15 protein-coding genes are annotated in these 16,727 nt (G+C 39.4%); 3 read left to right on the top strand and 12 right to left on the bottom strand.

What is annotated here, in order from left to right:
* Window positions 1–10 precede the first annotated feature (10 nt).
* From trpS to GWI58_RS13215, 11 genes are all read right to left on the bottom strand, one after another.
* Entirely contained in the window at window positions 11–1,039 is a 1,029-nt protein-coding gene (gene trpS / locus GWI58_RS13265; protein ID WP_004246627.1) for a tryptophan--tRNA ligase, read from the bottom strand.
* 1 nt (window position 1,040) lies between these two features.
* Window positions 1,041–1,751, bottom strand: coding sequence for a phosphoglycolate phosphatase (locus tag GWI58_RS13260; RefSeq protein ID WP_161769274.1), 711 nt, complete (start codon window positions 1,749–1,751; stop codon window positions 1,041–1,043).
* Window positions 1,748–2,422, bottom strand: a complete 675-nt coding sequence (gene rpe, locus GWI58_RS13255) for a ribulose-phosphate 3-epimerase (RefSeq protein ID WP_161769273.1) — start codon at window positions 2,420–2,422, stop codon at window positions 1,748–1,750. Before rpe ends, GWI58_RS13260 begins: the two co-directional genes overlap by 4 nt.
* A 44-nt stretch (window positions 2,423–2,466) precedes the next feature.
* Complete coding sequence (gene dam / locus GWI58_RS13250) at window positions 2,467–3,282, bottom strand: adenine-specific DNA-methyltransferase (protein WP_161769272.1); 816 nt, start codon at window positions 3,280–3,282, stop codon at window positions 2,467–2,469.
* An 81-nt stretch (window positions 3,283–3,363) separates the two neighbouring features.
* On the bottom strand, window positions 3,364–4,308 hold the full coding sequence (locus tag GWI58_RS13245; protein WP_004246636.1) for an SPOR domain-containing protein: 945 nt from the start codon (window positions 4,306–4,308) through the stop codon (window positions 3,364–3,366).
* Window positions 4,309–4,462: 154 nt separating this feature from the next.
* Window positions 4,463–5,557 carry a 3-dehydroquinate synthase gene (aroB, locus tag GWI58_RS13240; protein ID WP_110229615.1) on the bottom strand — a complete coding sequence of 365 codons (1,095 nt, stop codon included), beginning with the start codon at window positions 5,555–5,557 and terminating at the stop codon, window positions 4,463–4,465.
* A 52-nt stretch (window positions 5,558–5,609) separates the two neighbouring features.
* Complete coding sequence (gene aroK / locus GWI58_RS13235; RefSeq protein ID WP_012368596.1) at window positions 5,610–6,131, bottom strand: shikimate kinase AroK; 522 nt, start codon at window positions 6,129–6,131, stop codon at window positions 5,610–5,612.
* 580 nt (window positions 6,132–6,711) lie between these two features.
* Window positions 6,712–7,827 carry a secretin N-terminal domain-containing protein gene (locus tag GWI58_RS13230; RefSeq protein ID WP_094960126.1) on the bottom strand — a complete coding sequence of 372 codons (1,116 nt, stop codon included), beginning with the start codon at window positions 7,825–7,827 and terminating at the stop codon, window positions 6,712–6,714.
* A gap of 6 nt (window positions 7,828–7,833) precedes the next feature.
* Window positions 7,834–8,367, bottom strand: a complete 534-nt coding sequence (locus tag GWI58_RS13225; protein WP_004246640.1) for a hypothetical protein — start codon at window positions 8,365–8,367, stop codon at window positions 7,834–7,836.
* On the bottom strand, window positions 8,351–8,950 hold the full coding sequence (locus GWI58_RS13220) for a PilN domain-containing protein (protein ID WP_094960125.1): 600 nt from the start codon (window positions 8,948–8,950) through the stop codon (window positions 8,351–8,353). Before GWI58_RS13220 ends, GWI58_RS13225 begins: the two co-directional genes overlap by 17 nt.
* Window positions 8,938–9,762 (bottom strand): hypothetical protein, encoded by an 825-nt coding sequence (locus GWI58_RS13215; RefSeq protein WP_161769271.1) that lies wholly within the window; start codon window positions 9,760–9,762, stop codon window positions 8,938–8,940. Before GWI58_RS13215 ends, GWI58_RS13220 begins: the two co-directional genes overlap by 13 nt.
* Window positions 9,763–9,878: 116 nt before the next feature.
* Here GWI58_RS13215 and mrcA point away from each other — a divergent pair, with 116 nt between their 5' ends.
* Both mrcA and GWI58_RS13205 read left to right on the top strand, forming a co-directional pair.
* Window positions 9,879–12,413 (top strand): peptidoglycan glycosyltransferase/peptidoglycan DD-transpeptidase MrcA, encoded by a 2,535-nt coding sequence (gene mrcA, locus GWI58_RS13210; RefSeq protein WP_161769270.1) that lies wholly within the window; start codon window positions 9,879–9,881, stop codon window positions 12,411–12,413.
* Window positions 12,414–12,746: 333 nt separating this feature from the next.
* On the top strand, window positions 12,747–13,550 hold the full coding sequence (locus GWI58_RS13205) for a MetQ/NlpA family ABC transporter substrate-binding protein (protein ID WP_046335099.1): 804 nt from the start codon (window positions 12,747–12,749) through the stop codon (window positions 13,548–13,550).
* Between the two features lie 89 nt (window positions 13,551–13,639).
* On the opposite strand, the gene nudE is transcribed toward GWI58_RS13205, so the two are convergent.
* Complete coding sequence (gene nudE, locus GWI58_RS13200) at window positions 13,640–14,197, bottom strand: ADP compounds hydrolase NudE (RefSeq protein ID WP_004246647.1); 558 nt, start codon at window positions 14,195–14,197, stop codon at window positions 13,640–13,642.
* 355 nt (window positions 14,198–14,552) lie between these two features.
* Between nudE and umoB the strand changes: the two genes are divergently transcribed.
* Window positions 14,553–16,661 carry a flagellar biogenesis regulator UmoB gene (umoB, locus tag GWI58_RS13195; RefSeq protein ID WP_110229613.1) on the top strand — a complete coding sequence of 703 codons (2,109 nt, stop codon included), beginning with the start codon at window positions 14,553–14,555 and terminating at the stop codon, window positions 16,659–16,661.
* Window positions 16,662–16,727 lie beyond the last annotated feature (66 nt).

Genomic DNA, 16,727 nt, shown 5'->3' with positions numbered 1-16,727 from the left:
ATAATAACGATTATGGGTGAGCAATAAACCCAATAGCCTCATAAACCTTATCTAAGGTTGTTTGAGCGCGCGCTTTCGCCTTATCAGCACCTTCTTTCATGATTTTATTTAATAGTGCTTCATCATTACGGAAGGTGTTAAAGCGTTCTTGAATATTTGTCAGCATATCTGATACAGCCTCAGCAACCGCGCCTTTTAGATGACCGTACATTTTGCCTTCAAATTCAGCTTCGAGTTCAGGGATCGTTTTACCTGTTACACCCGCTAAAATATCTAATAAGTTAGAGACACCGGCTTTGTTTTCTAGATCATACGCAACGCGAGGTGGCTCTTCTGAGTCTGTCACGGCACGTTTTATTTTTTTCGCCGCCGCTTTGGGATCTTCAAGTAAAGCGATAACATTATTGCGGTTATCATCAGATTTAGACATTTTCTTAGCGGGATCTTGTAGTGCCATCACGCGCGCGCCACCTTTTGGAATAAAAGGATCGGGTACGGTGAAAATGTCCCCATAGATGGCATTAAAGCGTTGGGCAATATCACGGCTTAATTCAAGATGTTGTTTTTGGTCAATGCCAACCGGTACTTGGTTGGTTTGATAAAGGAGGATATCGGCTGCCATTAAAACGGGATAATCAAATAATCCCGCATTGATATTTTCAGCATGACGAGCTGATTTATCTTTAAATTGGGTCATACGGCTTAATTCACCAAAGTAGGTGTAGCAGTTTAGCGCCCAGCCTAATTGTGCATGTTGTGGAACATGAGATTGTACAAAGATTGTGCTTTTTTCAGGATCAATGCCACAAGCGAGATAAAGAGCCAGTGTATCTAAGGTTCTTTTTCGCAGTTCGGTAGGATCTTGGCGTACAGTGATGGCATGTTGGTCAACGATACAGTAAATGCAATCGTAGTCATCTTGCATTTGTACCCACTGACGTAGTGCACCCATATAGTTCCCGATAGTTAACTCACCAGAAGGTTGTGCACCACTGAATACAATAGGCTTTTGAGCCTTTTTTTCTACTGAAGTCGTCATGTTAGTTCTGTTCCACTGTTGTCATTGACGTAATATCAAGGATAGAGAGCAAATCAGCAAAATCGTCGAGTATAAAATCGGGTTTGCTATCTGCAATGGGTTCACCGTAGTTATAACCATAAGTTAACCCCACACAAGGGCACTGTGCTGCTTGAGCGGCGATAATATCGTTACGGGAATCTCCGACAAAAAGAAGCTCTTCTTTTTTAACACCAAATGTACCCATTGTTAAATATAATGGCGCTGGATGGGGTTTTTTTTGTTTTACATCATCACCACCAAGCACCAATGAGAAGATGTTGTCTATACCTAATTGCTTTAACAGTGGTTGGATAAAAGGAGTCGGTTTATTCGTCACTATGCCTAATGAGAGAGGATACGAAGCAAGTTTTTCTAGTGTCTCTTTAACGTGTGGAAATAGATTGCTTCCTGTTTTGACAGAGTTTGCATAGCACTCATCAAAGAGATCACGTACCTCTTTTAATAAAGTATCGGTGACATCTTTAACACCACAATGTTGCAGAGCGCGCTTTAATAGCATATCAACACCATTACCAACCCAAATGGTGACATGGTGTTTATCCACTGTTGGGAAGCCTTTTGCTTTTAGTGCATAGTTTGTGGCTTCGGTTAGTCCAACAGCGCTGTCAGTTAGTGTGCCATCAAGATCAAAAGCGATAGCACGAATACCTTTGAGTTTTTTTTCTGTCATTTCGATACCTTATCTAATTCTCGGCGCATACTGTCGATAACCTGTTTATAATCTGGCTGATTGAAAATAGCAGAGCCAGCAACAAACATATCCGCACCTGCTTGAGCTATTTCGGCAATATTATCAACTTTGACACCGCCATCAATTTCTAAACGAATGTCATAGCCACCATCATCAATCATCTTGCGAACTTGACGTAATTTATCGAGTGTCTTTGGTATAAATGATTGACCACCGAAGCCAGGGTTGACTGACATCAGAAGAATAAGATCTAATTTATCCATTACATAATCGAGATAGTTGAGAGGTGTGGCAGGATTAAGGACTAAACCTGCTTTACAGCCACAATCTTTGATTAATTGAATGGTGCGATCAACATGCTCACTGGCTTCGGCATGAAATGAAATATAGGTTGCTCCTGCTTGTGCAAAATCAGGAATAATACGATCAACCGGTTTTACCATTAAGTGGACATCAATAGGTGCTGTGATCCCGTAGTTGCGTAGCGCTTTACAAATTGGTGCACCGAACGTTAAGTTAGGGACATAGTGGTTATCCATCACATCAAAATGAACCACATCAGCACCTGCGGCGAGCACTTTCTCCGTATCTTCACCAAGGCGGGCGAAATCTGCAGATAAAATAGAAGGGGCAATCAGAAAATCTTTCATCGCGTTCTCCTGACAACACTCCCATTGTCGGGAAGTGTTAACGATTATTTATATAAGGCTAGTAATTCGTTCACTTTGCTACGACCTAGTGTGTTGCTACTAATTGTTCTTCTGACTTTCACACTATGTAGCTCTTTCGCGTCTACATACCACTCTTTTGTTAACGCAGTTTCATGATTTGATATTAACACGGGTATCTCTCTCTCGTAAGCCAACATTGAGGCAAGTTGAGCTAGATGCTGTTGTTCTTGGAAACTAAAGCTATTTGTATGGTATGAGGTAAAATTTGCCGTCGGTGATAACGGTGCATAAGGTGGATCACAGTATACAACAGAACCTTTGGTGGCATTTGTCATGGTTGATGAATAGCTTTGGCAGACAAATAAGGCTTTTTGCGCTTTTTCTGAAAACCAAATCAATTCGTCTTCTGGAAAATAAGGTTTTTTGTAGCGACCAAAAGGAACATTATATTCACCTTTGGAGTTGTAACGGCATAATCCATTGTAGCAATGACGGTTTAAGTAGAGAAAAAGTACACTGCGTTGGTATGGGTCTGTTGATTGATTAAAGTCTTGTCGTAGTTGATAAAACTCTTCTGCATTATTCATCTGAGGGGTGAATAATAGTTGAGCATCCTTCATAAATTTTTCAGGATACAGTTTTACCGTATTATAGAGATGGATGAGATCGCTATTTATATCGGCAAGAATATATGAATCATATTCTGTATTTAAAAATACAGAGCCAGCACCCATAAAAGGTTCAATTAAACAGTTACCTTGAGGTAGATGACGCTTAATGTCATCTACCAAAGGGTATTTACCACCAGCCCATTTTAGGAATGCGCGTTTTTTTTTCATGCCGTCCAAATTTCTCAATCGTTTCAGAGTCGCCGATTGTACTCTGTTTCAGACAGCATATCAGCGGTGAACATCGTTAACTTATTTTTTTAGATCCTGATGAACATGTTTCATCGGTCTAACCCAAGGTTTTTTAGCTTGCACAGCCGCCGGTAATGAAGCCACGGCCTGTTTTGCTTCGCTTATATTACGATAGTTACCATAGATGAGTACATACCAAGGATTACCATTACGCTGGGTTTTATAAATAGCGTAGTTTCCATTAAGATTTTTTTTAGCGAAAGCCTCTAACGTATCTTGGCGACTCGCACCACTTAACTGCAAAGTATAATTTGTTGCAGGAATGGCGGCTAGGTTATTTGCTGATAAGGCTCCTGATGCTACGGGTTTTGTGGTTGGTTTTGCCACAGGCTTAGTTTGTGTGGTTGCAGGAGGTGTTACCGGCTTGGTTGGTGTAGGTTTGACCTCTGGTTTTTGCGTTGGTGCCGGTTGTGGTTTGGTCACCGGGGTTTGTGGCGTTGTCGGTTGGTTTTGTGTATTTTGCTGTTGTTGATTAACCGCTTGGTTAACACCTGCTTGTTGTTGATTGAGTGAATCAACAATATCTCCTGGGATCTCAACGCGTTGACCTTGAGAGTCAATCATTGGGGGAAGATTTTGAGATGGCTGCGTTGTAGGCTGCTGTATTTGTTGACCCGTCAGCTCCTGAGGTGTGGATGTTTGATTGTCTGTTGATGTTACTGAAGGCTGAGACAGTTCAATATTCTTTTCTGTTCCTGTTGTTGAGGCGGTTGTTTCTTTATCACTGTCTGGTGATTTCAGCGCAGAGCTTATCGCAATAATTAAAAGAATGAGAACCAGTACCCCAACACCTATCATCATCTGTTGACGGGATACAGAGAAACGAGCATTTTTTAATGGGTTATTACGAGGTCGATTAGTGCGACGTTCGGGTCTATCCGAAGTATCAGGTTTGAGTGAGTTATCGCCACTCTTAATTTCATTTTCAGGTTTGAACTCGTCCATTATGCCCTCCGTCAGAGCGTCAAAAAGCGAAAGTTAGCCATTACCTCTAGTATAAGGATGAAACGCTTTTTCTGAAACGTCACATTTGAGATTATTAACCAGAATTTTCCTTAAATAGACTTTCCAGTTTATCTCTCGTTAGGTGATGGTATGCTTAATTTGCATTAATGCATGATGTTATCGCTTTATACACTTGTTCGCGAGAGATATCCGCACGTAGTTCTGATTGACCGATACCTTTTGGTAATACAAGGTGCAATTTACCCGCGGAAACTTTTTTATCTCGCATCATATGAGGTAAATAGTCTTCAGGTTGCATCTCATCAGGGCCATTGATTGGAAGATTTGCTTTTTTAAGTAATTGGATCACTCGCTGAGTTTCTGCTTGAGTAAATTGACCCAAATCTTGTGCGGTTTTAGCCGCCATAACCATACCCGCAGCGACAGCTTCACCATGTAGCCACACACCATATCCCATATGTGCTTCAATTGCGTGACCATAAGTATGACCTAAATTAAGTAAAGCTCGTAGACCACTCGTCTCTTTTTCGTCTGCTGCGACTACTTGTGCCTTAAGTTCACAGCAACGGCGAATACAGTAAGCCATGGCTTTAGGTTCAAGCGCTATCAGTTTATCAATATTGTTTTCAAGCCAGATAAAGAAGTCTTTATCTAAAATAATGCCATATTTAATCACCTCCGCTAAGCCTGATGACAACTCACGAGGAGGAAGCGTTGCAAGACAATCGAGATCGATAACAACAGATGCTGGCTGATAGAAAGCACCAATCATATTCTTACCCAGTGGATGGTTAACCGCTGTTTTTCCACCGACAGAAGAATCGACCTGTGATAATAACGTGGTAGGAACTTGAATAAAACGTACACCACGTTGATAACTTGCAGCCGCAAAGCCTGTTAAGTCACCAATAACACCACCCCCTAGTGCGAGCAGTGTTGTATCTCGATTGTGATTTTTTTCTAATAATGCAGTAAAGACATCATTCATTACCGTTAGGGATTTATACTGTTCCCCATCAGGTAAAATCACGCTATCAACCAAAACACCTTGTTGTTCTAAGGTGTTTGTTACCTTGTCTAGATAGAGCGGCGCAAGTGTCACATTTGTGACAATCATCACTTGTTGCCCTTTTTTTAAAGGTAAAAAGGTTTCAGGCTGGTGAAAAAGGCCAGAAGCAATGGTAATGGGATAGCTTCTTTCACCTAAAGTCACAGTGATTTTTTCCATAGCAACGGCCTTCTTCAAGTAGTCTTTACTTTCATCTCATCTAAAGAATTTATTAGTTTTTCTCTAATAATTCAATAATTTGATTTGCAACGATTTTTGCACTCTGATCATCAGTATGAATGGTGATATCAGCAATCTCTTCGTAAAGAGGATTACGCTCTTCTGCGAGGGTTTCCAGTACATCACGTACGGGTTCAACACCTTGCAATAAAGGACGTTTTTTATCTCGCTGAGTACGAGCAAGTTGTTTTTCAATGTTGGTTTCTAAATAAACAACAACACCGCGTGCTGATAGTCGGTTACGGGTTTCTCTTGATTTCACCGAACCACCACCTGTAGCTAGTACAATGCCTTGCTTTTCAGTAAGTTCGTTGATTATTTTTTCTTCACGTTGACGGAAGCCTTCTTCGCCTTCTACATCAAATACCCAACCTACATCTGCACCTGTACGTCGCTCAATTTCCTGATCGGAATCATAAAATTCCATACTAAGTTGTTGAGCTAACTGACGACCAATAGTGCTTTTGCCGGCACCCATAGGCCCAACCAGAAAGATATTACGTTTCTCTGCCATGTTTTTGGTATTACTAAGATATTCGTTAATGATAACCCGCCCCGCCAAATTCATTCAGCGACGGGACCTAAACTGAAATTTATGAGTGTTTATTTCATTCACGCCTGATAACGTGTGTATCTACTCTCATATTAAAACTGAGTTTTTTCAGTAGAACGCTATTAAATAACCACGTGTTGTCGCAAGCGACAACACAGGATAAAAATCCCTTTGCCTACAGTACATAACAAGATATGACCTATAAAAATTATATTATCTTTGTTGGCAATGCGGAGATTCTAACACAATTTAGCCGGAAAACCGCATCTGATCACTTTGTCTTTTCTGTCATCAGTTGATCAATATTACATATAAAAAGCCCTACCTCCAAGAAAGAGGAAGTGCATAAAATGTATCCGTATTATCGTTGTGATGTTTCAGGCCCACTCAATTAGCTAACCCTTGTAAGCTAAATCGTCCTCAGCGTCAAATCTATAAATAGAGATTATAAGAAAAAACAATGAATAACTTACAGTTTTATCTTGGCAGAAATAAGGTAATTGTTTGTATTATAATAAAAAAATAAATCACACTAAGAAAATTAGATTAATTTGGGTGTAATAAAAATAACCAATTCATGACGACTATGTTGGTCACGCTTATGGCTAAAAAGTATCCCTAGTAATGGCAGTGAAGATAAAAAAGGAATTTTTGCTGCATGCTGTTGCTGCTTTTGTTGAAATATTCCTCCTAACATCAGAGTCTCACCATCATGAATAGTAACTTCTGTCATTATTTCTTGTTTATCTATTGAAAGGTGTTCACTACCTCCTTGTACTAAGGCAATACCTGGTGTGTTTTGACTAATTTTTAATAGCAATCTAATTTTATTGCTTCTTTGAATGATCGGCGTTACCTCCATCCCCAAAACAGCCTCTTTAAATTCAACTCGGATGGTGTCGTTATCTCTGCTGACATAGGGAATTTCGGTTCCTTGCTTGATAGATGCCGTTTTTTCATGTGCAGCCGTTAATCGAGGACTGGCAATGATGGCGAGTTGTTTCTCTTGTTCTAAGGCGCTTAGTTCTAATTCTAAAAGGCGACTATTAATTCTGGCGATATTAAAGGCTATGTAATGTAAGGGGTTTTTTGTTTTTTGATGCAGTGCCAATGCGGCAAGAGAAGGTGCTGTGAGCGGTGCTGATGCTATGTTATGGGGTGTTGCAGTATTGTTTGATGTACCTTCTAAATTTGTCGATTTCATATTGAGTAATCCCCACTGCGTTCCTAACTCATTTAACGCATCCTGACTGCTACTGATGATATGTGCGGTAATATGCACCTGTTGCTGTGGTGTTTCTTTAATTTTTAACCAATCAGAAATTTCAGTATGTGCTTTTTCTGTATCAATAATGGATAAGCTATTTGAATCTTTATCTATGGCTATTCGTCCATGATCACTGAGTAATGAAATTCCATAGTTCGTTAACTGCTGTGCCACGGTGGTTACATCAGCATACTGTAGTGGGTAGATACGATGATGTAATGTGCTGTTTTGGTGTTGAAGAGTTTCACTATTATCTGTTTTATCAATGAAATGGTGAGTGTTATTACTATCAATAGGTTGTTCTGGATAAAAAGGATCTCTGGATTGAGCAAAACCAGCAAAGCACAAGATAGATAGTAGTAACAGCAAATAAAAAAAGACGCTTTTCATAATATTTCACTCTGACTTCAAAGGCGCTAGAACATTTGGTGTCGTTATGTCGACTAAATTCAATTCAACTGAGAGTAAATCAGGGGGGATAGGCGAAATGAGCAGTGCAGAAAGAGCGCAACCTGCTTGATGTAGATGCGCTAATAACGTTAGTAATTGTGAGTAAGAGAGTGAAAAACGTAGCTTAAAACTATTATCGACACTATGTTGCCAACTATGAGGTATCAAGTGATGGTTATCGATTATCTGTTGTAAACGCTGATAGGCTGAGCCTGTTTGTGGTGGAAGTTTATAGTCATGTTGTAACGCTTTTAATAAGGCTATAGCAGGAGACGAATGCAATATAGACTGCAGTTGTTGTATCTGCGTTTGGTGTTGGCTAATGAGCTGTTGTTGCGCGGTTATGTCCTGCTGATAGCCCGAAAAGCTGAATAAATAACATAACAAACTCACTATTATAGAAGGGGCTAAACTTAAGAGTGCCTTTTGCCAAAAAGGTAAAAGGGCGAAATAAATTACCCAATTAGTCTTTATTTTCATTGTTATCGACATCCTGTTCGCTATGCCTATGTTGAGATACTTGATATTGCCAACTCTGCCACTTACCAGAAAACCTTATTTCGCTGTAACGGGGATCTTGTTTGCTCTGTTGAAAAGAGGAGAGTGTTAATGATGTCAGGTTGGGGTGTTGGTTAACTTTAGATATAAAAGTAAGTGCCTGCTCACAAGGGAGCCGCACCTGAAGCGAAAATGTTGCATCATTTTCAGAAAACTGCGCGATATAACCTTCCGTAGGGAGCAGTGTTTCTAGTGCTTGAAAGAAAGCGAGGTAATTTAAATAGTGAAGCCAATGTTGATAATAATGCCAATAACGCTGTTGATATAAGCGGGTGACTTTCTGTTCATATTGGTCATTGTGATATTGCTTTTGTAGTGAGTACTCACGTTTTTGATATTGTGATTGTAAAAGCGAGAGTGTTTTTACTTGTTGTACTAAATAATAAGCGTAGTAACCGCAAGCACTGAATGTGATAACAACGAGTATCATGCTCCAATAAAGCCACCGCTGTGCTTGATGTCGATATAAGGCTTGACGCCAAGGAAGAAAATTTATTTGATACATGCTGTCTCCCAAGGACGCAAAGCTAAACCAATGGCAATTAGAGGTAGCGTCTTTTTGGGCGGTATAGACATAAATAGCCGCTCTTTTTGGGTTGGCCAAATAGGCATTTGTTGGCGAAAGTATTCTGCATTGTCACCTGAGAAATAACATTGCTCCTGTGACCAATGATACTTGATGAGTAATTGCTGTAATTGTTTTTCTTGCTCTTGGTGGTCTTGATAAGAAAGAGTACCGTAATGGGGCATCTCTTTATCTGCACAAACCCAAAGCATTTGATTATTTTGACAAAAAATTAATATGTTGTGAGGCGATATGTTGAGATGTGTGGCAACATAACGCAACGCACAAGCTGGAATATCAATCGCAGTGATGGTTAAGTTTATTTTGGCGAATAAGGCAATATAAGTCTCTATCAGTGTCTTGTTATGTAAATGGATGGCGAGATGTTGGTTATGTTGCCGATAATCGAATTGTACCGCTTGTTTGGTGACTTGTTGATGAGATGTGGCTCGGAGTTGTGCTAATCGATAATAGGCTGCTGGTGTCACGGAAATCAGGTTAGATAAAGCAATGGTATGATAACTTGCCACTGTATCGGGTAATGCCAGTGCAACACGGTTGATTGGCGGTAGAGATTGTTGCCATCGTTTTAAGATAGTTCTTAAATTTATATCATCTATATTATCATTAAGAGGTAAAGGGAATTGCCAAAATGCATTGATCTTCCATTGCTTATTCTGCTGAAATACTAAAACGGCATTGATATGATTGATATTAATTTCAATACCAATCTGATAATTATCTGTTTTCATAAATGATATCCATATCTATTGAATGTGTAATAGCCTATTTTCCAAGAGGCGTTACCTTTATACTACGCACTGTTTGTTTATAAACTGCCCAATTCACATTACATGGGAAATTTAAGGTGAAGTTCTTAAAATATTTTTTCATCTTCGTTTTTGCTTGCATAATTTTGGGAGCAGCCTCGATATATGGCATGTATAAATATGTCGAGCCTCAACTACCCGATGTCGCGACATTAAAAGATGTTCGTTTACAAACTCCTATGCAGGTCTTTAGCGCAGACGGAGAGTTAATGGCGCAATATGGCGAAAAACGTCGTTTGCCTCTTACCTTGCAGGAGATGCCTCCGCAATTAATTAATGCCTTTATTGCCACTGAAGATACGCGTTTTCGTGAACATCATGGTATTGACCCTATTGGCATCTCTCGTGCTGTTGTTGTTGCGTTAACATCGGGGCAAGCATCGCAAGGTGCCAGTACCATCACGCAACAATTAGCGCGTAATTTCTTCTTAACACCTGAGAAGAAATTAATGCGTAAAATCAAAGAAGCCTTTTTGGCTATCCGTATTGAGAAAGAGCTTACTAAAGATGAGATCTTGGCACTTTATCTCAATAAAATTTATCTAGGAAATCGCGCTTATGGTGTGGGTGCTGCTGCATATGTTTACTTTGGTAAAAGTGTGCATGATCTTAGCTTAAGTGAGATGGCTGTTATTGCAGGTTTACCTAAAGCCCCTTCGACACTAAACCCACTTTATTCGTATGATCGTGCCTTAAAACGCCGTAATTTAGTGTTACAACGCATGTTGGAAGAGAACTACATTACCCGCGAAGAGTATGACAGTGCTAAAGCTGAGCCCATAGTGGCTAAATATCACGCCCCACAAATTGATTTTTCAGCGCCTTATTTGACTGAAATGGTCAGAATGGAGATGTATCAGCGCTATGGTGAAAATGCCTATACGGATGGTTATAAAATTTACACTACAGTTATCCGTAAAGATCAATTAGCCGCTGAACAAGCGTTACGTAATAATGTTATTGATTATGATATGCGCCATGGCTATCGCGGTGCTCAAGAGGTGCTGTGGCATGCAGGGCAAACTCCTTGGGATGATAAAGCCATTAACGATAAGCTAAAGGGTATACAGACTTATGGCCCATTAATCCCCGCTGTGGTGTTATCCGCTGATGCTAAAGAAGCTCAGGTGGTATTAAAAAATGGCGATAAAATAACTCTCGATTTAAAAGCGGTTCGTTGGGCGCGTAAATTTATTTCTGATACGGCTCAAGGGGCCACGCCGAGCAAAGTTGATGCTGTTGTACATGCTGGTGAGCAAATTTGGGTACGACAAAATAGTGAAAACGATTGGTTATTAGCACAGCTTCCTGAGGTTAATGCAGCTTTTGTCGCATTAGATCCACTTAATGGCGGTATTATTGCGCTGGTGGGAGGTTTTGATTTTGAATTGAGTAAGTTTAATCGCGTATCTCAATCGTTACGTCAAGTTGGTTCAAATATCAAACCTTTCTTATATGCGGCGGCATTAGATAAAGGGTTAACATTATCGACATTACTAAATGATTTACCTATTAGTCGTTGGGATGCAGGAGCTGGAACTGATTGGCGCCCTAAAAACTCACCACCTACTTACGCAGGGCCTATTCGTTTACGTCAAGGTTTAGGTCAATCTAAAAACGTAGTTATGGTGCGCGCTATGCGGGCGATGGGGGTTGATTACGCTGCAGATTATCTATTGCGTTTTGGTTTTCCTAATCAAAATATAGATAGAACAGAGTCATTAGCTTTAGGCTCACCTTCATTTACACCAATGCAAATGGCTCGAGGTTTTGCGGTAATGGCAAATGGTGGGTATCTCATTGAGCCATATTTTATTCAGCGTATTGAAAATGCTGATGGTGAAGAGATCTTTACTGCTGAGCCGAAAGTCGCTTGTCCAGAATGTACCGATATCCCCGTGATTTATGGTGATACTACGCGCTCTATTGCATTATCTGATGATTATATGGAAAACGTCGCACAATCTCAGCAAGCGCAACCGGCAGAAACGGCGCCTGATATTGAGTTAGAGCAAGCTCCTCTTGCTGAAACAGTCAAAGAAAGCCCATATGCTCCTCATGTGATAAGTACGCCACTGGCGTTTCTAATGCATGATGCGTTAAGAACCAATCTCGTTGGTGAGCCGGGATGGTCTGGTACAGGATGGCGTGCATTGCGAGATTTAAAACGTCAAGATATCGGTGGTAAGACAGGAACGACCAATAGCTCTAAAGATGCTTGGTTCTCTGGATATGGTGCTAATATTGTGGCGACTGCATGGATTGGTTTTGATGACAGTAGCCGCAATTTAGGGCGAACTGCCGCAACGGGTGGCGAAGCGGGGGCCAAAACGGCTCAACCTATTTGGAATGACTTTATGAAAGTTGCTTTAGAAGGTGTTCCGGTACAAATGATGCCGATGCCAAAAGGCGTTGTTGCTGTTCAAATCGATCGCAATACCGGTAAGTTGGCAGGAGATGGACCATCAATGAAAGAGTATTTTATTGAAGGCACTCAGCCAACAGAAAAAGCAAAAAGTGAAGTGGGTACACGGATCTTTGAGGATAATGGCGAATCTAACGAGCTATTTTGATTAATATAATAAACAAAAAGTTAGATTAAATAACGATCTAACGAATAACTAAAGCGGGATAACAGATTGTTTTTCCCGCTTTTTGTTATCTAATAAATAGATATAGATACATCTCATCTTCCAACATGAAAATATTTCATGTTTTGTGTGTAAATCTATTTTGATCTCTCCACTCTTTCCCGTTATAAATAACTGTCTAAACGTCTAGATGTCTAAATACATGTTGGTATATAGTATAAGTAGTCCCCTTGATAGCATAATAAAAACATTAAACTTAATAATAACAATAAGTTATAAATAATAAGAGTGACATGGTTGATTATTGGAGAGAAGATGAGAAAATTATTATTAGTGGTGCTTTTGGCCTGTACTTCACTGGTTTTAACCGCTTGCTCACCAGATGAAGGTGACAAACCGTTAAAAGTGGCAATAAATACAGGGCCAGATCAGCAAATTTGGGATGAAGTTGTTAAGCTGGCAAAAGAAAAGCAGGGATTAGATATCAAGGTGATCACCTTTAATGACTACGTGTTACCTAATGAAGCTTTGCGTAATAATGATGTTGATGTGAATGCGTTCCAAACCGTACCTTACTACGAAGCTCAAAGCAAAGAGCGTGGTTATCAATTTGAAATCATAGGTAAAACGTTTATTTTTCCTATTGCAGCTTATTCAAATAAAATCAAAACAATAGAGGCGCTTCCTGATGGTGCTACCGTCGCCATTTCTAATGAAGCAACCACCCTAGGTCGTAGTTTATTATTACTGCAGGCTCAAGGATTGATTAAATTAAAAGATGGGGTGGGGTATTTACCAACGACACTTGATATTATTGAAAACCCTAAGAAACTTAAATTTGCAGAAATTGATACACCACAACTGACGCGTACGTTAAGTGATCCTAATATTTATCTTTCCATCATCAATAATAACTTCTCTTCACAAGTGGGGCTATTAGCCAAACGAGATGGTTTATTTATGGAAAATACCGATTCTCCTTATGTTAATTTGATTGTTGCCAGAGCCACAGACAAAGATAACGAACGATTAAAAAAACTCGTCGCGGTTTTCCAAAGTGATGAAATTTTGCAAAAAGCGCAGGAAGTTTATAAAGGTGATGCGGTGAAAGCGTGGTAACGCGCTATTTTCTAATAAAAAGAGACGATAGATATCAAGGCCTCCCTATTTGGTGGCCTTCATTTTATCTGGATATCGTGAGCCAATTATTATTTTGGACAAACTTGTTGCAAATAACGTTGTGCTAAAAAGAGTGCACTGACATTACGAGCTTCGGTAAAGTCGGGATGATCTAATAAGTCCATCATCTTGGCGATAGGCCAACGTATTTGAACTAACGGCTCAGGCTCATCGCCTTCTAATTGTTCAGGGTAGAGATCTTGAGCAATAACAATGTTCATTTTGCTGGAAAAATAGGAGGGCGCCATAGACAGTTTAGCTATCTCGGTTAAAGAGCCGGCACCGTAGCCAATTTCTTCTTTTAATTCACGATTGGCCGCTTGTAATGGGGTTTCACCCGCATCAATAGCCCCTTTGGGAAAGCCAAAGTCATAATTTTCGATGCCAACGGCATATTCACGAATAAGGATCAGGTCATCATTGATGATAGGGACTATCATTACCGCTTCCCGGTTAGCGGGTTTCATTCGTTCATAAATACGTTTTTCGCCGTTGCTAAATTCCAGATTAACGGATTGGATCTGAAATAACCGAGAACGGGCAATGTTATCAATATTGAGTATATTCGGTTTTTTTAGTTCTTTCATAACAGCCCCTGATAGGAATAGAGATTAACCTGAATTTAACACATTAATGATAAAATAAATCCAACAATTAGATTTAGCTTTTTAGTGAAAATTGAGTACACTCCGCTACTAAACCCAGTTATTGATTGATTTTTTGGGAGTATTATTATTTATTGATGCGCTATTTTATCTGAAAATGGCATGGTTGGCGGATATAAAATTGATAATATATATAAATTATAACGCAACAACACAAATATAATTCATTGTATTTTAATAAAAAAATAGAACTAAAGAATAGGAATTGCCTTATGTTAGGTGGCATTTCAAATTTGTTATTGTTACTAAGCAACACCAGCATGAGTATGGGGAAAAAATGAGATTATCAGTCATTATATTGGCTATCTTCATGATTAGCCTATTTATAATGGCCGCCTTTCTATTCTTTAAAAGAAGGCGGCTTGATGGCTCATATCATCTTCCATCCCTCGCCAAACCGACTTACCGTAAACTAACACAAGATGATTATGGGGTAATTAGTGACTATTTGTCCTATTTTGGCACCTCTAAGTTTTCTTCTGGGTATTCGTTACAAAACTTTCCTGAAATACCCACTAAAGGTGAAGTCGTTACGACACTGCGTAATATTGTTAATCGGTTTGCGGGATCATCAGAGGGGCTCAATCATTGGCGCTATTACATTGATGCGGTAGAGATCCATATTCCTCCATTACTGGTGCCTTATCTGCAACAAGAAAATGTCCTCGATGTCGTTTGTACTCCTTCTATCCCCATTGTCATTGGTGTGAATGGCCATTTTCTTAAAGATGAAAAATCACATTTTTCTGCGTTAAGTTTAAAACAACTTTCTGAACCCATACTGTCAAATGGCACTTCCACTATCCAGAAAAATGAAGGTGATGCGGCGCATTTATTACATATTCGCCAAGAAACCAACGAAGAGTATCGGTTACATCATTCTTCAGGTTTTTGGAATGGCTCGTTAATTTGCTTAGGGTTAATCTTATGGTTAACGGCATTAATGATGCCACAAGTCTTTCTCCCTTGGATAATGGCTGCGGGAGGGACTTTTCTTGTTTTAGGCTTGTTTCTTATTTATCGACCCATCATCAAATCACGAAAACAAGAAGTACACTGTTTTAAAGGGCGTTTAAAACGCTGGGGACTGTTTGGTAATTTTGATCATGGGCAGGTAAAAAATATTTCGTTGGGGGGAATTGATTTAGTTTATCCTCCTCATTGGGAACCTTATATTCAAAATGATATTGATAAGGTGACCTATTTAGAAATGTATCCTAATCATCATGTTATCAAGCAAGGGCCTTATTTATCATTGCATGATGAAGAAAAAAACTATCCGTATAAGCGTTACATTAAAAATATTATCTTTGTTGTTTGTAGCCTATTTATTATAGGTATGCTGTATCTCTATCAACCGTTATCATTATCAATGAAGTTAACTTTTTCATGGATAAAAGAGAGTGAACCTCATTTAGTGACTAACTTTACGGAGTTAGAAACGGCCAAGTTGCATGTAGGGGATATTATTCAGGCCAAAGGTGTCGGAATGTGTTATATGCCTCCAAACCTTTCCAGTAAGAATAATAAAACAATATTTGCACCTTTTGATTGTTCGGGGATTTATTGGAACAACAGCAACCCAATGCCAATGCCTGAGTCTAGTACGATTGAAAAAGCGGCAGCATTATTATATTTGGTTGAAGAGCAGCTACACCCCGTATCTAACAACCGTGTAAACCCAAGCTTAGGTCAAGCTATTACTAAATCTGGCATGAATCTTTTGGATAATTTTGATGGCATTATCTTGAAAACACAAGATTTATGCCCGAGAGAAAATGAATGTATTCGGCTTAAAATGGCCTTGGTAAACCTAAGTAATGTCAATGATTGGCCATCATTAGTTCAACGTGCAGAAAGTGGCAAATTAACAGGAACCAATGTTTTATTACGTGCTGTTAGTGCTGAGGCCTTGGAAAAGCTCGTTGACACCACCACATCATCTTTTATCTACCGAGAAATAGATAAGGCCGCAATACTGTTAAATAGTCCACCACCGGGTGGTGTGCTTTTAATCAGTGATGAAAGAAAACAGCTCGTTGATTATGCTTCAAATACCAATTCTGTATTTGAACCTACACCATTAGAGCAATGGCGAGAATTACAGCGATTATCTGATATTTTATTACACACACCTTTTAATACTGGAGGTGTAATAACGGGGATGGTAATTGATGCGAATGGCACGTTACAAATCTTTTTGCATAGCATGCCTGACTCAATGACCCTGTTATATTATATCGGTAATACGTTATTATTATTATTCGCTATTGGATTTTTGATCCTGAATTTATTTTTTATCATCCGGCGCCGGCGACAAAATAATCAACGCATGCATAAAATCAGTCAATATTACGAGCACTGTTTTTATCGCCCTCCTCAGTAAGTTCCTTGTTGTGGAAGGCAATGTGTTTACTCTATCGCCTTCATGAAGAAGTTGAAGTTAAGGAGA

This window comes from Proteus sp. G2674 (assembly GCF_009915195.1).
GTDB classification, from domain to species: Bacteria; Pseudomonadota; Gammaproteobacteria; order Enterobacterales; family Enterobacteriaceae; genus Proteus; species Proteus mirabilis.
Note: the sequence above shows the minus strand (reverse complement) of the source record. Positions and strands in the feature narration are given on the sequence as shown.